This is a genomic window from Angustibacter speluncae (assembly GCF_054777815.1).
The window spans coordinates 14460-28942 of the sequence record NZ_BAAHAF010000171.1 but is presented as its reverse complement, the minus strand read 5'-3'; the positions used below and the strand labels follow the sequence as shown (position 1 = coordinate 28942).

Here is a 14483-nt window from a genome sequence, read left to right as displayed (position 1 = left end):
GCGCGCGGCCCACGTCGCGCACCTGGTGGTCACGTCGCACACGCCGTGGCGTGTGCGAGGTCACCGCGCGGTGCGCGGGGTGGTGCAGCGGTGCGGTCAGGCGGTGCGGACGGCCCAGCGGGCGCTCTCGCCGAGCTGGCGCGGCACCGGCAGCGCCCGCTCGACCTGCGCCAGCGCGTGGCACGGGCACTGGCACGCGTGGGTGGCGACGGGGGCGTCCCACGAGGGCACCGTCCCTGCGCACACGCCGTGCATCGCCGCCGCGCAGTCGCTCGCGACGTCCTTGCTGGTCATGGTCTCGCCTCCAGGTTCGGCTTCCTCTTACCCCTTCGGCACGGTCAACGGGAACATTGAGATCGTGTGACGATGCCGTCCGGATGATGAGACGCGGAGGGTGGCGGCAGATACGACGAGACCCCCGCCGACGGGGGTCGGACGGGGGTCTGTCGTAAGTGGTGCGCCATCAGGGACTCGAACCCCGAACCCGCTGATTAAGAGTCAGCTGCTCTGCCAATTGAGCTAATGGCGCGTGCTCCCGGCGAGCCGGGGCATCGAGGAAGAACGGTAGCAGCGGCCACCGGGCCCCGAGAAATCGGATCGGGTCAGGCCCGGTCGGTGTCGTCCTCGGCAGGCTGGTCGTCGGCGGGCTGGTCGTCGGCCGGCCTCTCGTCGGCGGCGGTGAGGTCGACGCCCTCCTGGACCCACCACGCGTCGTCCGGCAGGCCCTCCTGCTTGAGGATCTCGTCGGAGTCCGGACCCTTCGGGTCGGCCAGGTCGACCAGGAGGCTGAGCGGCACGTGCTCGGACAGCAGGCCCATGACCCGCTTGTCGCCGTCGTCGGTCGCGTCCGGCTCGCCGGACTGCGCGTTCTCGTCCATGTCTCCTCCTGGCCCCCGAGTCCTGTCCCCCTCGGGCGTCGTCCGCACAGTATGCACCGGCGGGGTGCGACCGGGGCGCAAGCGCACGAACCGCCTCGCGCCCGTCCGGACGCTCGTGATGGGGTCGGCGGGTGCGCTCCGACCGAGACCGACGACGTGCTGCCCGACGGCTCCGGCCCGGCGACGGCCACCCGCTGCAGCCCTACCGGTGGTGGCAGCCGCTCTCGCGCGCCCTGCTGCACGTGCGCCTGCCCGACGAGGGCGGGCCGCTGCGCACCTGGTCGGTCGACGTCCGGCTCTGGGGCGACTCGGACGGCGAGGTCGTGGCGCGGCTGTACCGCGACGGGGTGAACGAGGCCGCCTCCCGGGTGCCGGCCGCGTTCCCGGTGCCCGGTGGCACGATCGAGGTCGAGGCGAGCATTTTTGGCCTCAGGCGCTGCCACCTGGTCCGCCCGGACGGGACCCAGCAGCAGCTGGTGCCCGACCCGCGGTCGGCGGAGGGCCGGCGCGCGCGCTTCGACCTCGACCACCCCGCCGCGAGCCGGACGGTGGGTCTGGTGTCGCTGCTCGTGCTCGTGGTCGCCGGGCTCCTGGGCGTGCCGCAGCTGGTCGAGCAGGTGAGCGAGATCCCGCCGGTCGCCGAGCGCGTCGGCACCTTCACCTCGCCGGTCGACCTGTCGGCCCCGGTCAACACCGTGCTCGTGGTGGTTTCGGTGCTCGCGTCGACCGAGCGCGCCCTGCGCCTGCGCTACCACTGGCTCCTGGACGGAGGCCTGTTCGGCGGCGAGGAGTGACCACCGCCCGTCGCGGCCGGGGGCGGACGAGGCCCCCGTCCGCGTGCGCGGCCGGGGGCCTCGGCGTGGGGTGAGTGACGGGACTTGAACCCGCGACATCCGCGACCACAACGCGGCGCTCTACCAGCTGAGCTACACCCACCACGGCCGGGCGCGAGCGCCACGGCACCGGGAAAGTGTAGCCGCCCCGGTGCAGTGGTCGGGAACGCGATCCGGGCCGGCGGTCAGGACAGCGTGTGGCGCGCGCTGATCTGCTTGACCGTCGGGGTGTCGGGCCCGGGCTCGGGGACGAAGACGGCCTCGCGGTAGTACCGCAGCTCGGCGATGCTCTCCCGGATGTCGGCGAGGGCGCGGTGGCCGCCGGCCTTCTTGGGCGAGTGGAAGTAGGCGCGGGGGAACCAGCGCCGCGCGAGCTCCTTGATGCTCGAGACGTCGATGATCCGGTAGTGCAGGTGCGCGTCGAGCCCGGGCAGGTCGCGCGCGAGGAAGCCGCGGTCGGTACCGACGCTGTTGCCCGCCAGCGGCGCCTTGTTCGGGGTCGGCGCCCACTCGCGCACGTAGGCGAGCACCTGCTCCTCGGCGTCGGCCAGCGTGGTGCCCTCGGCGAGCTCGTCCAGCAGGCCGGACGTGGTGTGCATCGTGCGCACCACCTCGTTCATCTGGGCCAGGGCGGCGTCCGGCGGCCGGATGACGAGGTCGACACCCTCGCCGAGGATCTCGAGCTGGGAGTCGGTCACGAGCGCGGCCACCTCGACGAGCGCGTCGTGCACCAGGTCGAGCCCGGTCATCTCGCAGTCGATCCAGACGATGCGGTCGGCGGACGGGTCGCCGGTGCGCGCGGACGGGGCGGCGGTGGGCGCCGTCCCGATCGCGGTCGAGGCGTCCTCGGGCGGTGTGGTGGCGTCGGGCACGGGCGTCAGGGTACGCGCGGCGGGTCCGGGGGGCCGGGCGGCGGGCGCCGGCTGCGCGAGCCGGGTCCGAACCGCGCCGCGGCCGCGACCGACCCCAGCGCGAGCAGCACGACGACGCCGACGCCGACGACCACGCCCCACTCCACACCTGCCCACAGCAGCACGCCCACGACCAGCAGCGCGCAGAACACCGCCCACCCGAGGAGCTCGACGGACGACGTCGTCGGGCCGGACGGCGGACCCGTCCCCGCGTGTCGTCCCACGTCGACCCCTTGTCGCCCAACGCATCCCGTGGGAACCGCCGAGCCGGACCCCGTGCCGCGCGTGGTCGGAGCCTAGGCGGGCCGGGCGTGGACGGCGCGACGGACACGCAGGCGCACCGCACTACGCTGCCGCCCATGTCGTTCCCCGGCGCCGCCCACCCCGCGCACTACCCCGGCCACCAGCCGCCGGCGCCGTCGCACGCGGTGCAGCCGCGTCGTCCGGGGGCCGAGGGGGCCGCGCTGTGGGTGACCGTGGCCTTCGTGCTGGGTCTGTGCGCCCTCATCACCCTCGTGGTGATCGGGCTGAGCACCGGTCCGGTGGGCGCCGCGGTCGGGCTGCTGCTCGCGCTGCTGCCGGTGTACCCGGTGGCCGCCTCGCTGCTGTGGCTCGACCGGCTCGAGGCCGAGCCGTGGTCGCTGCTGCTGTTCAGCGCGGTCTGGGGCGGGACGGCCGCGGTCGTGATCTCGCTGTTCTTCAGCCTGGGGGCCGCCGCCGTCACGGGCGCCACCGACGCCGAGAGCGCGGTCGTGGTCGCGCCGGTGGTCGAGGAGATCGCGAAGGGGCTGGCGGTGGTGGGGGTGCTGCTGATCCGTCGCCGCGAGTTCGACGGCGTCATCGACGGCATCGTCTACGCCGGCATGGCCGGGCTGGGCTTCGCGTTCGTCGAGAACATCCTCTACCTGGGCGGAGCCTTCCTCGACGGCGGCGTGCCCGGTGCCATCGCCACCTTCATCGGCCGCGGCGTGATGGGCCCGTTCGCCCACCCGATGTTCACGGCGGCGTTCGGCGTCGGCGTGGGTCTCGCGGTGCGGGCCCGCAACCCGCTCGCGCGGGTCGGCTGGCCGCTGCTCGGCCTGGTCGTCGGCATCGGCCTGCACGCGCTGTGGAACTACCTGTCGCTCACCAACTTCTTCGTCGGCTACGTCCTGGTGCAGGTGCCGATCTTCGCGGTGTTCGTGACCTTCGCGGTGCTCGCCCGCCGGCGCGAGGCGCGCCTGATCGCCCAGCACCTGCGCACCTACGTGGCCACCGGGTGGCTCACCCCGGCCGAGCACACGATGCTGTCGACGTCGGGCGCCCGCCGGCAGGCGCGCGACTGGGCCCGACGCACCGCCGGGACGTCCGGACGGGGCGCGATGCGCGACTTCCAGGCCGTCGCCAGCGAGCTCGCGTTCCTGCGCGAGCGGATGGAGCACGGCGCCGCACCGCCGGACGCGCAGCAGTCCGAGATGGACATGCTGCAGACCATGTGGCAGCTGCGCTCGGGGTTCCTGCCGGCCGTCGCGCGCTGATGCTGCCCCGGCGTCCCTACCGGCAGGAACCCGCCGAGTCGTAGCGTCGCGAGGTGTTCGACGTCGCCGCGCAGGCCTACGACCGCTTCATGGGTCGGTTCTCGGTGCAGCTGTCCTCACCGCTGTGCGACGTCGCCGCCGTCCGCGGCGGCGACCGCGCGCTCGACGTCGGTGCCGGACCCGGGGCGCTGACGGGTGAGCTCGTGCGCCGGCTCGGTGCCGACCGCGTCGCCGCCGTCGACCCCTCCGAGCCGTTCACCGCGGCCCTCGCGGGGCGGTACCCCGGTGTGGACGTGCACCGGTCCGGTGCCGAGGACCTGCCGTTCCGGGACGACGCGTTCGACGTCGCCCTGGCGCAGCTGGTCGTCGCGTTCATGGCCGACCCCGCCCGGGGCGTGGCCGAGATGGCCCGCGTGACGCGTCCGGGCGGGCGGGTGGTGCTGTGCAGCTGGGACTACGCCGGTGGTCGGGCGCCGATCAGCCCGTACTGGCGCGGCGCCAGGGTGCTCGGTGACGTCCCCGACGAGAGCGCCTTCACCGGCGGGCGCGTGGAGCACCTGACCGACCTGCTGACCGGCACGGGCCTGACCGACGTGCGCACCGCCGAGCTGACGAGCGAGGTGGTGACGGCAGACTTCGCCGGCTGGTGGGAGCCGTTCACCCTCGGTGTCGGGCCGGCCGGTGCCCACTGCGCTGGTCTGGCAGTCGCAGAGCGGGACCGCGTGCGGGAGGCGTGCCGGGCCGAGCTCGGGGACGGTCCGGTGACCGTGGCTGCGGTCGCGTGGGCGGCCGTCGCCGACGTCCCGTAGCTCAGCCGCGGGGGACGACCTCGGTCTGCACCAGGTCGGGCGTCGGTACGCGCAGCAGCGGGTAGGTGCGGGCCGCCAGCGCGGCCACCGACTCGGGGCGCGTGATCGGCTCGTACCGCACGAGCTCGTCGGACGGCTCGACGTGCTCCGGCTGCGGGGTCCAGCCCGCCCCGCGCAGACGGGCGCGAGCGGCGTCGAGCCACTGCGGCTCGTGCCTGCTCGGGGTGCAGCTGACGACCAGGAGGTGGTCGCCGAGCCGCAGCACGTTCACGCCCGGCGCCCACGGGCGCCGACCCTGCAGCCGGCCGAGCAGGCCCCGACCCTCGACCTCGGTCGACGGCCCCCAGGTGTTGAGGAACCCGCCGTCGTCGAGGGTGCGCAGCTCCTCGACCAGCCCGGTCTGCCACCCGTCCCAGTTCATGTGCCCCCGGCAGGACTCGAACCTGCAACCGTCGGATGAGAAGTCCGGTGGTCGCTCAGCATTCACGTGCCCCCGGCAGGACTCGAACCTGCAACCTACGGATTAGAAGGCCGGTGCTCTATCCATTGAGCTACGGGGGCGGCGCGGCCACGGTAGCGAACGAGGGTGCTGCGGGCACCGGTCGATACGCTGCGCCGGTGGACGAGCCGACGCGGTTCCCGCGCGCGGTGTACGGGCGCGGCGAGGACCCCGATCCCCGGTTCTCGATGGCGAACGAGCGCACGCTGCTGGCCTGGCTGCGCACCTCGCTCGCCTTCGTCGCGGCCGGCATCGCCGCCGCCACGCTGGCCGACGTCGCCGACCTGCGCCCGGGGCTGCTGACGGCGGTGGCCGTCTCCTCGAGCGTCGTCGGGGCGGCCAGCGCCGTCACGGCGTACGTCCGCTGGGCCCGCGTGGAGCGCGCCCTGCGGCTGCGGCTCCCGCTGCCCTCACCGCTGCTCGGTCCGGCGCTGGTGCTCGCCGTCGTGCTGGTGGCGGCGGCCGGCGTCGTCCTCGGCCTGCCCTGGTGAGCACCGCGGACGACGGCGCGGCCGTCGAGCGCACCGCCCTCGCCTGGCAGCGCACGGGTCTGGCGGTGGTGGTCGCCGCGGTCGCGGTGCTCCGGCTGGCGGTCGTCCGCGGTGCCGTCGGCGGCGTCGTCGCGGCGGTGCTCGCGGTGCTGGTGTCGGCCACGGTGCTGGTCCGGGTCCGCGCCGTCCCCGCCCGACCCGGTGGGCTGCTCGGACCCGCCCCCTCGACCGCGGCCAGCATCGCGCTCCTCGGCCTGGCGGCCGTCGCGGTGGAGCTCGCGTGAGCGCCCACCCCCTCGCGCAGGTGCTGCGCGACGCCGCCGCCGGACACCACCTGCCCGCCGACGGCGGCTGGACGCGGGTGCCGCCCTGGCGCGACGGTGTCGAGGCCGTGCTGGCGTTCACCGGCCACGCCGTCCTGGCCGTCGCCGACGACGTCGACGACGCGGTGCTGGACGGCCTCGCGCCGGACGGGTTCGGCGGCGCCCACCACCCCCGCGTCCTGCTCGCGCTCGCCGGCGAGGACGGCTGGGTCGACAGCCTCGACGTCGTCCTGCACGCGCGCGGGACGGGCGGTGGCGCCGACCTCGTCCCGCGCCCGGACCTGGTCGACCACCCGCGCGCCCGGCACGCCCGCGAGGTGCGCGACGACGTGCGGGTGCTCGGTCGACCGGAAGGCGGCAGCAGCCTGGTCACGCTCGCGCGCGGCCTGGGTGGCCTGACCGAGGTCAGCGTCGAGCTCGACCCCGGCGAGCGCGGATCGGGCCGGGGCACCTCGCTGTTCGTGGCCGCCCGGGCGGCGGCCCTCGCCGGCGAGGACGTGCTCGCGTCCGTCGCACCGGGCAACACCGCGAGCCTGCGGGCCGCCCTGCGCGCCGGCTTCGTGCCGCTGGGGTCGGTGCAGCTGCTCAGGCCGTCCAGCCGCCGAGGCGCTCGCCGAGGGTGACGGTCAGCCACCAGATCCCCGCCGCCAGCACGGCGGGCAGCGGCGCCCACCAGCTGTGCCGGCGCACCAGCACCACCGTCGCCGCCACCGCCACCAGGTAGACCGCCCAGAGCACGACGAGCCACGGCAGCGGCACCACGAGCCCGCTCGCCAGGTAGAACAGCCCGACCGGCAGCAGCAGGGCCAGGCCGAGCACCGCGACCAGCACGCGTCCGGGTGACCAGGGCGGGACGCCGCGCGGTGCGACCGCGACCGTCGCGTCGCTCACGACCGCGGCCTCTCGTCGACGATGCGGCGCATCTTGCCCACCGACCTCTCGATCGTGCCCTGGTCCCTCACGTCGACCCGGACGCTGACTCCGACCAGCTCCTTGACCAGGGTGGCGAGCTCGCGCCCGGCGACGACGCCGTCGTCCGCCGAGGCGTCGGCGCGCCGCTCGACCGCGACGGTGAGGTCGTCCATCCGGCCCTCGCGGGTGAGCACGCACTGGAAGTGCGGCGACAGCGCGGGCAGGCGCAGCAGCACCTCCTCGATCTGGGTCGGGAAGACGTTCACGCCGCGCACGATCATCATGTCGTCGCTGCGCCCGGTGATCTTCTCGATCCGCCGCATGCTGCGCGCCGTGCCGGGGAGCAGCCGCGTGAGATCCCGTGTGCGGTAACGGATCACGGGCATCGCCTGCTTGGTCAGCGAGGTGAAGACCAGCTCGCCCTCCTCGCCGTCGGGCAGCACCTCGTCGGTGATCGGGTCGACCACCTCCGGGTAGAAGTGGTCCTCCCAGACGTGCAGGCCGTCCTTGGTCTCGACGCACTCGCTCGCCACGCCCGGCCCCATCACCTCGGACAGGCCGTAGATGTCGACGGCGTGCATGTCGAGGCGCTGCTCGATCTCGCGCCGCATCGCGTCGGTCCACGGCTCGGCGCCGAAGACGCCGACCTTGAGGCGGGTGGACGCGGGATCGACTCCCTGCCGGTCCATCTCGTCGGCGATCGCGAGCATGTACGACGGCGTCACCATGATCGCGTCGGCGCCGAAGTCCTGGAGCAACGTCACCTGCCGCTCGGTCATGCCGCCCGACACGGGGACGACGGTGCATCCCAGCGCCTCCGCGCCGTAGTGGGCGCCGAGGCCGCCGGTGAACAGGCCGTACCCGTAGGCCACGTGCACGACGTCGCCCGGCCGGACGCCTGCCGCGCGCAGCGACCTGGCCACCACCGAGGCCCAGGTGCGCACGTCGTCGGCGGTGTACCCGACGACGGTCGCCTTGCCGGTCGTCCCGGACGAGGCGTGGATCCGCGAGACCTGCTCGCGCGGGACGGCGAACATGCCGAACGGGTAGCTGTCGCGCAGGTCCTGCTTGGTGGTGAACGGGAACCGCGCGAGGTCCGCCAGCTCGCGGACGTCGTCCGGGTGCACGCCTGCGGCGTCGAAGGACCGGCGGTAGTGCGGGACGTGCTCGTAGGCGTGCCGCACCGACCACTGCAGCCGCTCGAGCTGCAGTGCCGAGATCTCGTCGCGGGAGGCGGTCTCGATCGGCTCGAGGTCGCCGGGACGGGGGGACAGATCCTGCACGCGCGCCTCCCTGCTCGGGCGGCCCGCCGTCGGGCCGTGGCCCACATCCTGCCCGCCGCACCGTCGCGTGGGCGAGGGGCGGTCGTCAGGCGCGTCCGTCGCGCACGACGGCGTCGGCCTCCGCCTGCAGCGCCTCCACCACCGTCCGCACCGCCGGACGCTGCGCCGTGCTCGTCCGCAGCACCGCCTCGACCACCCGCGCAGCACGGACGCCGACGACCGGACGCCGGGCGAGCCGCCGTCCGCCCCGGTCGTCGGTCGAGTACCGGGGCAGCAGCGCGATGCCGACCCCGGCGGCCACGAGCTCCTCGGTGACCGAGAAGTCGTTGATGCGCTGGACGATGCGCGGGCTGGTGCCGGTCTGCACGGCGATGGTGCGCAGCACGTCGTCGACCGGGAAGCCGACGTCGACGCCGATCCACGGCTCGTCGGCGAGCTCGTCGAGCCGCAGCCGCCGTCGTCCGGCGAGGCGGTGACGGGGCGGCAGCACCACGTCGAGCGGCTCGCGCAGCAGCGGCACGACCGTGAACCGCGACGCCGGTGCCGGCGCCGTGCGCTCGTCGCGGTGCGTCACGACGACGTCGTGGTCGGCGGCCAGCGCGGGCACCTCGCCGGGGGTCATGTCGACGTCTCGGCAGCGCAGCACGACGTCCGGCACGGCCGTCATCCGCCGCAGCAGCCCGGCGAGCAGCATGCGCGCGCCGGAGGGGAACAGCGCGAGCCGCACCTCGCCGCTCGGCAGGCTCCGCAGCCCGTCGACCGCGGCCTGGGCCCGCGCGAGCGCGACGTGGACGGCCTCGGCCTCTTCGACCAGCGCCTGCCCGGCCGCCGTCAGCCGCAGCCCGCGCCCGGCCGGCTCGGTCAGAGGCACCCCGACCTCGGCGGCGAGCGCGCGCAGCTGCTGCGAGACGGCCGAGGGCGTGTACGACAGCGCGGCGGCGACGGCGGTGACGGTGCCGCGGTCGGCCAGCTCGCGCAGCACGCGCAGGCGCCCGACGTCCATGCAGCCAGGCTACAGAGTCGGTGAAGAAGCAGTTGCTGGTCTTCCGGGTTCGGGCGCCCCACGCTGGACGGGTGCCCGCCCGCGACCGCGCCCTCGCCGCCCTCGTCGCCGTGCTGTGGGGCGCCAACTTCCTGGCGATCCACGTCGGCCTCGAGCACTTCCCGCCGCTGTTCCTCGCCGCCCTGCGGTTCGCAGTGATCGCGCTGCCGACCGTGCTGCTCGTGCCGCCGCCCCAGGTGCGCCTGCGCTGGCTGCTCGGCTACGGCCTCGGGTTCGGCACCCTGCAGTTCCTGTTCCTGTTCGTCGCGATGGACGTCGGCATGCCGACCGGGCTCGCGTCCCTGGTGCTGCAGGCGTCGGCGCCGTTCACCGTCGTCCTCGGCGCGGTGCTGCTGCGCGAGCGGATCGGGCGCCGGCAGGCGATCGGCATCGCGCTGGCGGTGCTGGGCCTGGCCGCGATCGCGGTGGCGCGGGCGCAGACGGCGGCGCTGGTCCCGGTGCTGCTCACCCTCGCCGGCGCGCTCGGCTGGGCGCTGGGCAACCTCAGCAGCCGGCTCGCGGCGCCGCCGAACCCGCTGCACCTGACGCTGTGGATGTCGGTCGTGCCGCCGGTGCCGCTGCTGGTCGCCTCCTGGGTCGTCGAGGGCCCGGACGCGGGTTGGGACGCCCTGCGCGCCGCGGTGACGCCGCAGGGCGTGCCGGGCCTGCTGGCGCTGGCCTACATCGTGCTGCTGGGCACCGTGCTGGGCAGCGGCATCTGGACCGCGCTGATGCGCCGCCACCCGGCCGGGGTGGTGGCGCCGTGGTCGCTGCTCGTGCCGGTCGTCGGGATGGGGCTGGCGGCGCTGGTGCTGGGCGAGCGCCCCAGCGCGGTCGAGCTGGTCGCCGGCGTCGTCATCGTCGGCGGCGTGCTGCTCGGCACGCCGAGGCCGCCGGCCCCCGTCCCGGACCCGGCGCCGGTCGACGACCCCGGCCGGCCCAGGGAGGACGCCATACTGCGCACGTGCTGAGCGACCACGGCCCCGCGTTCGCCGAGACCGTGCTGCGGGTCCTGCGGACGCCGTACCCCTACGCGGCGCAGCACGTCTCGACCGGACCGGCCGACGTCGGCGCCCCGCCGCACGTCCTTCACCCGGCCTTCCACGGCAGCTTCGACTGGCACTCCTCGGTGCACGTGCAGTGGTCGGCCGTGCGGCTGCTGGAGGCAGGCGTCGCGGGCGAGGTGGCCGAGGAGCTGGTCGCCGAGCTGGACGGGCGGCTCGCGCCGGGACCGTGCGCCGTCGAGACCGCGTACCTGCGCGCCCACCCGTCGTTCGAGCGGCCCTACGGGTGGGCGTGGGTGGTGCTGCTCGCGGCGGCGTGCGCGTCGTCGGCGCACCCGGCCGCCGGGCGCTGGGCCGCGGCCACCGAGCCGCTCGCGGACGCGGTCGCCGACCTGGTGCTCGACTGGCTCCCGCGGCTGAGCCGACCCGTGCGTCACGGCGTCCACTCCAGCACCGCGTTCGCGCTGACGCTGCTCGACCGGGGCTGCACCGTGCTCGGCCGGGACGACGTCGTCGCGGCCGTGCGCGAGCGCGCCCTGCACTGGTTCGCCGCCGACGTCGGCCACGCCGCGACGTTCGAGCCCAGCGGCGAGGACTTCCTGTCACCCACGCTCACCGAGGCCGACCTGCTGCGCCGCGTGCTGCCCCGCGACCGGGTGGGTCCGTGGCTGGCCGCGTTCGCGCCGGACCTGGGCGCCGAGGGCGACCACCTGCTCGAGCCCCCGGTCGTCCTCGACCCGACGGACGGGCGGATGGGGCACCTGGTCGGCCTCGCCCTCTCCCGCGCGTGGCAGCTGCGCGGGCTCGCCCCCCACCTCGGCGACCGCGAGGAGCGGGTGCTCGCGGCGGCGGACGCGCAGGTGGCGTGGGCGCTGCCGGCCGTCACCGGCGACGACTTCATGGCCACCCACTGGCTGGTGTCGTTCGTCCTGCTCGGCGAGCTCGCCGTCTAGGCCCCGCCCGCGACCCCGTCCGCCAGCGCCCGGGTGACGGCGGCGGCCGTCGCGTCCGGGTCGCCCTCGGTGCTGGCGACGACGAGCGCGTCCGGACGGCCGGCGCGCACCTCGTCGAGCCCGGCCAGGTAGGAGCGCACCCGGTCGTCGTCGAGGTCGGCGCGGGCGGGGCCGGTCGCGGCCGCGGCGCCGCGCACCGACCGGCCCACCGGGTCGTCGCCGTCGTGCACCAGCAGCACGTGCCGGAAACCCGCCCCCGCGGCCCGGGCCACGAGCTCGAACCCGCCGGCCAGCTGGGCAGGCCTGGCCACCAGCTGCGGCACGACCACGTCGTGCCCGCCCGCCAGCGTGGCGGCGATCACCGAGAACGCCTGCGCGCGAGCGGCTCCGGCGTCCGGCCACCGGTCGCGCAGGCCGTCCGGGTCGACGACGACGAGGCCGAGGTCGCGCTCGAGCAGCGTCGCGACCGTCGACTTGCCGACGCCGGGAGCGCCGTTCAGCAGGACGAGGGTCGCCACCGCGTCAGCCCAGCAGGCCCGCGGAACGCGCGCGCTGCAACCAGTCCGGGTACTCCGTCATCATCCGCTCGAACAGCGCGTCGTCCGGGATCGGGTTCGTGCCGAGCAGCTCGTCCGGCGTCACCGAGAAGAAGTCGGCGTTGTCGGTGAAGCGGCCCTGCAGGTCGTCGAGGTTCTGCAGGAACGCGAACGACGACGCCTTGCCGATGCCCATGAACTGGAAGAACAGCGGCTCGAACGACGCGGCGGTCACCTGCTCCTCGGCGCCGCGGCGGTCGCCGGGGGCGCCGTCGGTGACGAACATCGCGTACACCGGCACCTGCTCGCGGTGGGGGGCCGACCGGTGGCCGGCCGAGCCGAAGTAGTGCCGCCGCAGGCTCGAGATCGCCGCGCCGTACTGCGTGCCGTACTCGAGCGGGTACTCGCGCAGCACCCGGTCGACGAACTGCTGGTAGCCCTTCAGCCCGAGCCCCTGCGGCAGGTGGTGCGCCTGGGCACCGAACAGGAAGACGTCGACCTCGCCGTCGTCGTCGAAGCGCAGGCCGAGCGACAGGACGCGCTCGGCGAGCCGCTGCACCGCGCCCTTGTCGTAGAGCCGACGCATCGACGCCGAGATGTCGAGCACGAGCGCCACCCGGGCCGTGTGCTCGCCGAGCCCGCGCTTGGTCAGGCTCACGCCCGCGGTCTTCACCAGGCTCAGCAGCGCCGGGTCGCGCTCGAGGTCCTTCTCGAGCCGGACGAGTCGCTGCTTCTCCAGGCTCATCGGCGCCGCCGGGGGAGCGGCCGGGGCCGCGGGCGCCGGGGGAGCGGCTGCGGCAGCCGGCTCGTCGACGTCGACGCCCACGTCGCGCGCCATGCCGGCCAGGCCGGTGTCGTAGCCCTGGCCCACGGCGCGCAGCTTCCACTCGCCGCCGCGGCGGTACACCTCGGCGAAGACCAGCGCCGTCTCGACGGTCGCGCTCATCGGGCACCGCACGGCCGCGGGCGCACCCGGGGCGCCCACCTCGACCGCCAGACCGGCCAGCGCCGAGAACGTGCCGGCGCCGTCGAGGGAGGCACCGATCACGACCTTGTCGACGTCGGCGGGCAGCGCCGCGACGTCGACCTGGACACGGTCGACGGTGCGTCCGGCGTCCTGGCCCTTGCCGAGGTGCCGCACGGCGCCGCCGGCGCCCGCGGGCTGGTTGTAGAAGACGAAGTCGGCGTCCGAGCGGACCCGACCGTTCTCGCCGACGAGGAACGCCGACAGGTCGGCGTCGAGCCCCGCGGCGGGTGCCCAGGTGAGCGTGACCACCACCGGCCCCTGCCCGAGACCGGCCTGCGCCAGCCCGATGTTCCCGCCCCTGCTCAGCTCGTGCACCACGCGACTGCCCCCTGCGTCCGTCGGTCCGACCGGTCGCACCCATCCTGTCGCACCCCCTCGGTCGGCATACTGCGGCCATGGACCAGCCGCCCCCGACGCCCACCAGGTACGGCGCCATGTTCGGGCCCGACGTCACGTTCCTCGGCGTGCCGCGGTGCACGCTCGGCGCCCCGTCGACCTACGAGGGCGCCGACGTCGTCGTCGTGGGCGCGCCGTTCGACGGCGGGACGTCGCACCGTCCGGGCACCCGGTTCGGGCCGCAGGCGATCCGCTCGACCGACTACCTCGGCCACGACGGCTCGCGCCCGAGCCTGGCCCTGCGGGTCGACGCGCTGCGCGACCTCGACGTCCGCGACGCCGGCGACGTGGAGATGCCGCCCGGGCACATCGAGCGCAGCCTGCAGGCGCTCGAGGACGCCGTGACCGAGGTCGCCCGCGCCGGCGCCGTCCCGCTGGTGCTCGGCGGCGACCACTCGATCGCGTACGCCGACGCGCGGGGGGTCGCGAACCACCACGGCCAGGGCCGGGTCTCGATGATCCACTTCGACGCCCACGCCGACACCGGCGACACCGAGTTCGGCTCGCTGTGGGGGCACGGCCAGCCGATGCGCCGGCTGATCGAGTCGGGCGCGCTGCGCGGCGACCGGTTCCTCCAGGTGGGGCTGCGCGGCTACTGGCCCGGGCCGGAGACGCTGGACTGGATGGCGGCGCAGGGCATGCGCTCGTTCGAGATGACCGAGATCGTGCAGCGCGGGCTCGACGCCGTCCTCGACGAGGCCTGCGAGATCGCGCTCGACGACTGCGACGCCGTCTTCGTGTCCGTCGACATCGACGTCTGCGACCCCGGCCACGCCCCCGGGACGGGCACGCCCGAGCCGGGCGGGCTCAGCGCGCGCCAGCTGCTCGACGCCGTGCGCCGGCTCTGCATGCGGATGCCCGTCGCGGGGGTCGACGTCGTCGAGGTGTCACCGCCCTACGACCACGCCGACATCACCGCGGCGCTCGCGAACCGCGTCGTCCTGGAGGCGCTGAGCGGCCTCGCGTGGCAGCGCGCGCACGGTCGGGAGGGGACGTTCGACCCGTCGCGACCGCTGCTGGACGGGCGTCCCCCCGCGGGCGCCTGACGGCGAGCCGAGTGGGCGAGGCG

Annotated in this window: 19 protein-coding genes and 3 tRNA genes; 9 read left to right on the top strand and 13 right to left on the bottom strand. The window is 75.3% G+C overall.

The annotated features are described in order from the left end of the window. Positions 1–96: 96 nt before the first annotated feature. The 3 genes from ACYVKY_RS19345 to ACYVKY_RS19335 all read right to left on the bottom strand — a co-directional run bounded on the left by ACYVKY_RS19345 (position 97) and on the right by ACYVKY_RS19335 (position 878). Entirely contained in the window at positions 97–294 is a 198-nt protein-coding gene (locus ACYVKY_RS19345; protein ID WP_460436614.1) for a hypothetical protein, read from the bottom strand. Positions 295–453: 159 nt separating this feature from the next. Continuing rightward, positions 454–529 (bottom strand) — tRNA-Lys (locus ACYVKY_RS19340). A 73-nt stretch (positions 530–602) separates the two neighbouring features. Further along, a complete protein-coding gene (locus tag ACYVKY_RS19335; protein WP_460436613.1) occupies positions 603–878 on the bottom strand; it encodes a hypothetical protein in 276 nt (91 codons plus the stop codon). A gap of 131 nt (positions 879–1009) precedes the next feature. Between ACYVKY_RS19335 and ACYVKY_RS19330 the strand changes: the two genes are divergently transcribed. Beyond that, complete coding sequence (locus tag ACYVKY_RS19330; protein ID WP_460436612.1) at positions 1010–1672, top strand: hypothetical protein; 663 nt, start codon at positions 1010–1012, stop codon at positions 1670–1672. A gap of 66 nt (positions 1673–1738) precedes the next feature. Here ACYVKY_RS19330 and ACYVKY_RS19325 read toward each other — a convergent pair. The 3 genes from ACYVKY_RS19325 to ACYVKY_RS19315 form a co-directional block, all read right to left on the bottom strand. After that, positions 1739–1814: transfer RNA gene (locus ACYVKY_RS19325), tRNA-His, on the bottom strand. A gap of 82 nt (positions 1815–1896) precedes the next feature. Next, positions 1897–2481 (bottom strand): oligoribonuclease, encoded by a 585-nt coding sequence (gene orn / locus ACYVKY_RS19320; RefSeq protein ID WP_460436638.1) that lies wholly within the window; start codon positions 2479–2481, stop codon positions 1897–1899. 107 nt (positions 2482–2588) lie between these two features. Continuing rightward, the gene (locus ACYVKY_RS19315; protein WP_460436611.1) at positions 2589–2846 is read right to left on the bottom strand and encodes a hypothetical protein; all 258 of its coding nucleotides are present in this window, start codon (positions 2844–2846) and stop codon (positions 2589–2591) included. A 135-nt stretch (positions 2847–2981) separates the two neighbouring features. Between ACYVKY_RS19315 and ACYVKY_RS19310 the strand changes: the two genes are divergently transcribed. Further along, entirely contained in the window at positions 2982–4139 is a 1158-nt protein-coding gene (locus ACYVKY_RS19310; RefSeq protein ID WP_460436610.1) for a PrsW family intramembrane metalloprotease, read from the top strand. 53 nt (positions 4140–4192) lie between these two features. Continuing rightward, positions 4193–4948 carry a class I SAM-dependent methyltransferase gene (locus tag ACYVKY_RS19305; protein WP_460436609.1) on the top strand — a complete coding sequence of 252 codons (756 nt, stop codon included), beginning with the start codon at positions 4193–4195 and terminating at the stop codon, positions 4946–4948. Position 4949: 1 nt separating this feature from the next. On the opposite strand, the gene ACYVKY_RS19300 is transcribed toward ACYVKY_RS19305, so the two are convergent. Further along, positions 4950–5369 carry a TY-Chap domain-containing protein gene (locus ACYVKY_RS19300; protein ID WP_460436608.1) on the bottom strand — a complete coding sequence of 140 codons (420 nt, stop codon included), beginning with the start codon at positions 5367–5369 and terminating at the stop codon, positions 4950–4952. 67 nt (positions 5370–5436) lie between these two features. Beyond that, a tRNA-Arg gene (locus ACYVKY_RS19295) sits at positions 5437–5509 on the bottom strand. A gap of 57 nt (positions 5510–5566) precedes the next feature. Between ACYVKY_RS19295 and ACYVKY_RS19290 the strand changes: the two genes are divergently transcribed. Genes ACYVKY_RS19290 through ACYVKY_RS19280 form a run of 3 tightly spaced genes read left to right on the top strand, consistent with a single transcriptional unit; the run spans position 5567 to position 6884 of the window. Beyond that, complete coding sequence (locus ACYVKY_RS19290) at positions 5567–5938, top strand: YidH family protein (protein ID WP_460436607.1); 372 nt, start codon at positions 5567–5569, stop codon at positions 5936–5938. Next, a complete protein-coding gene (locus tag ACYVKY_RS19285; protein ID WP_460436606.1) occupies positions 5935–6222 on the top strand; it encodes a DUF202 domain-containing protein in 288 nt (95 codons plus the stop codon). Before ACYVKY_RS19290 ends, ACYVKY_RS19285 begins: the two co-directional genes overlap by 4 nt. Next, positions 6219–6884 carry an N-acetyltransferase gene (locus tag ACYVKY_RS19280; RefSeq protein ID WP_460436605.1) on the top strand — a complete coding sequence of 222 codons (666 nt, stop codon included), beginning with the start codon at positions 6219–6221 and terminating at the stop codon, positions 6882–6884. The genes ACYVKY_RS19285 and ACYVKY_RS19280 overlap by 4 nt, the downstream gene beginning before the upstream one ends. On the opposite strand, the gene ACYVKY_RS19275 is transcribed toward ACYVKY_RS19280, so the two are convergent. The 3 genes from ACYVKY_RS19275 to ACYVKY_RS19265 form a co-directional block, all read right to left on the bottom strand. Next, a complete protein-coding gene (locus ACYVKY_RS19275) occupies positions 6847–7152 on the bottom strand; it encodes a hypothetical protein (protein ID WP_460436604.1) in 306 nt (101 codons plus the stop codon). The genes ACYVKY_RS19280 and ACYVKY_RS19275 overlap by 38 nt on opposite strands. After that, entirely contained in the window at positions 7149–8456 is a 1308-nt protein-coding gene (paaK, locus tag ACYVKY_RS19270) for a phenylacetate--CoA ligase (protein ID WP_460436603.1), read from the bottom strand. The genes ACYVKY_RS19275 and paaK overlap by 4 nt, the downstream gene beginning before the upstream one ends. Before the next feature lie 85 nt (positions 8457–8541). Further along, entirely contained in the window at positions 8542–9459 is a 918-nt protein-coding gene (locus tag ACYVKY_RS19265; protein ID WP_460436602.1) for a LysR family transcriptional regulator, read from the bottom strand. A gap of 71 nt (positions 9460–9530) precedes the next feature. On the opposite strand from ACYVKY_RS19265, the gene ACYVKY_RS19260 reads away from it, so the two are divergent. Both ACYVKY_RS19260 and ACYVKY_RS19255 read left to right on the top strand, forming a co-directional pair. Beyond that, on the top strand, positions 9531–10469 hold the full coding sequence (locus ACYVKY_RS19260) for an EamA family transporter (RefSeq protein WP_460436601.1): 939 nt from the start codon (positions 9531–9533) through the stop codon (positions 10467–10469). Next, entirely contained in the window at positions 10463–11455 is a 993-nt protein-coding gene (locus tag ACYVKY_RS19255) for a DUF2891 family protein (RefSeq protein ID WP_460436600.1), read from the top strand. The genes ACYVKY_RS19260 and ACYVKY_RS19255 overlap by 7 nt, the downstream gene beginning before the upstream one ends. Here the strand turns inward: ACYVKY_RS19255 and ACYVKY_RS19250 are convergent. Then, the gene (locus tag ACYVKY_RS19250; RefSeq protein ID WP_460436599.1) at positions 11452–11973 is read right to left on the bottom strand and encodes a P-loop nucleotide/nucleoside kinase family protein; all 522 of its coding nucleotides are present in this window, start codon (positions 11971–11973) and stop codon (positions 11452–11454) included. The genes ACYVKY_RS19255 and ACYVKY_RS19250 overlap by 4 nt on opposite strands. 4 nt (positions 11974–11977) lie before the next feature. Beyond that, a complete protein-coding gene (locus ACYVKY_RS19245) occupies positions 11978–13336 on the bottom strand; it encodes a VWA domain-containing protein (protein WP_460436598.1) in 1359 nt (452 codons plus the stop codon). A gap of 77 nt (positions 13337–13413) precedes the next feature. Here ACYVKY_RS19245 and speB point away from each other — a divergent pair, with 77 nt between their 5' ends. Further along, positions 13414–14460 carry an agmatinase gene (gene speB / locus ACYVKY_RS19240; protein WP_460436597.1) on the top strand — a complete coding sequence of 349 codons (1047 nt, stop codon included), beginning with the start codon at positions 13414–13416 and terminating at the stop codon, positions 14458–14460. The last annotated feature ends 23 nt before the right edge of the window (positions 14461–14483 follow it).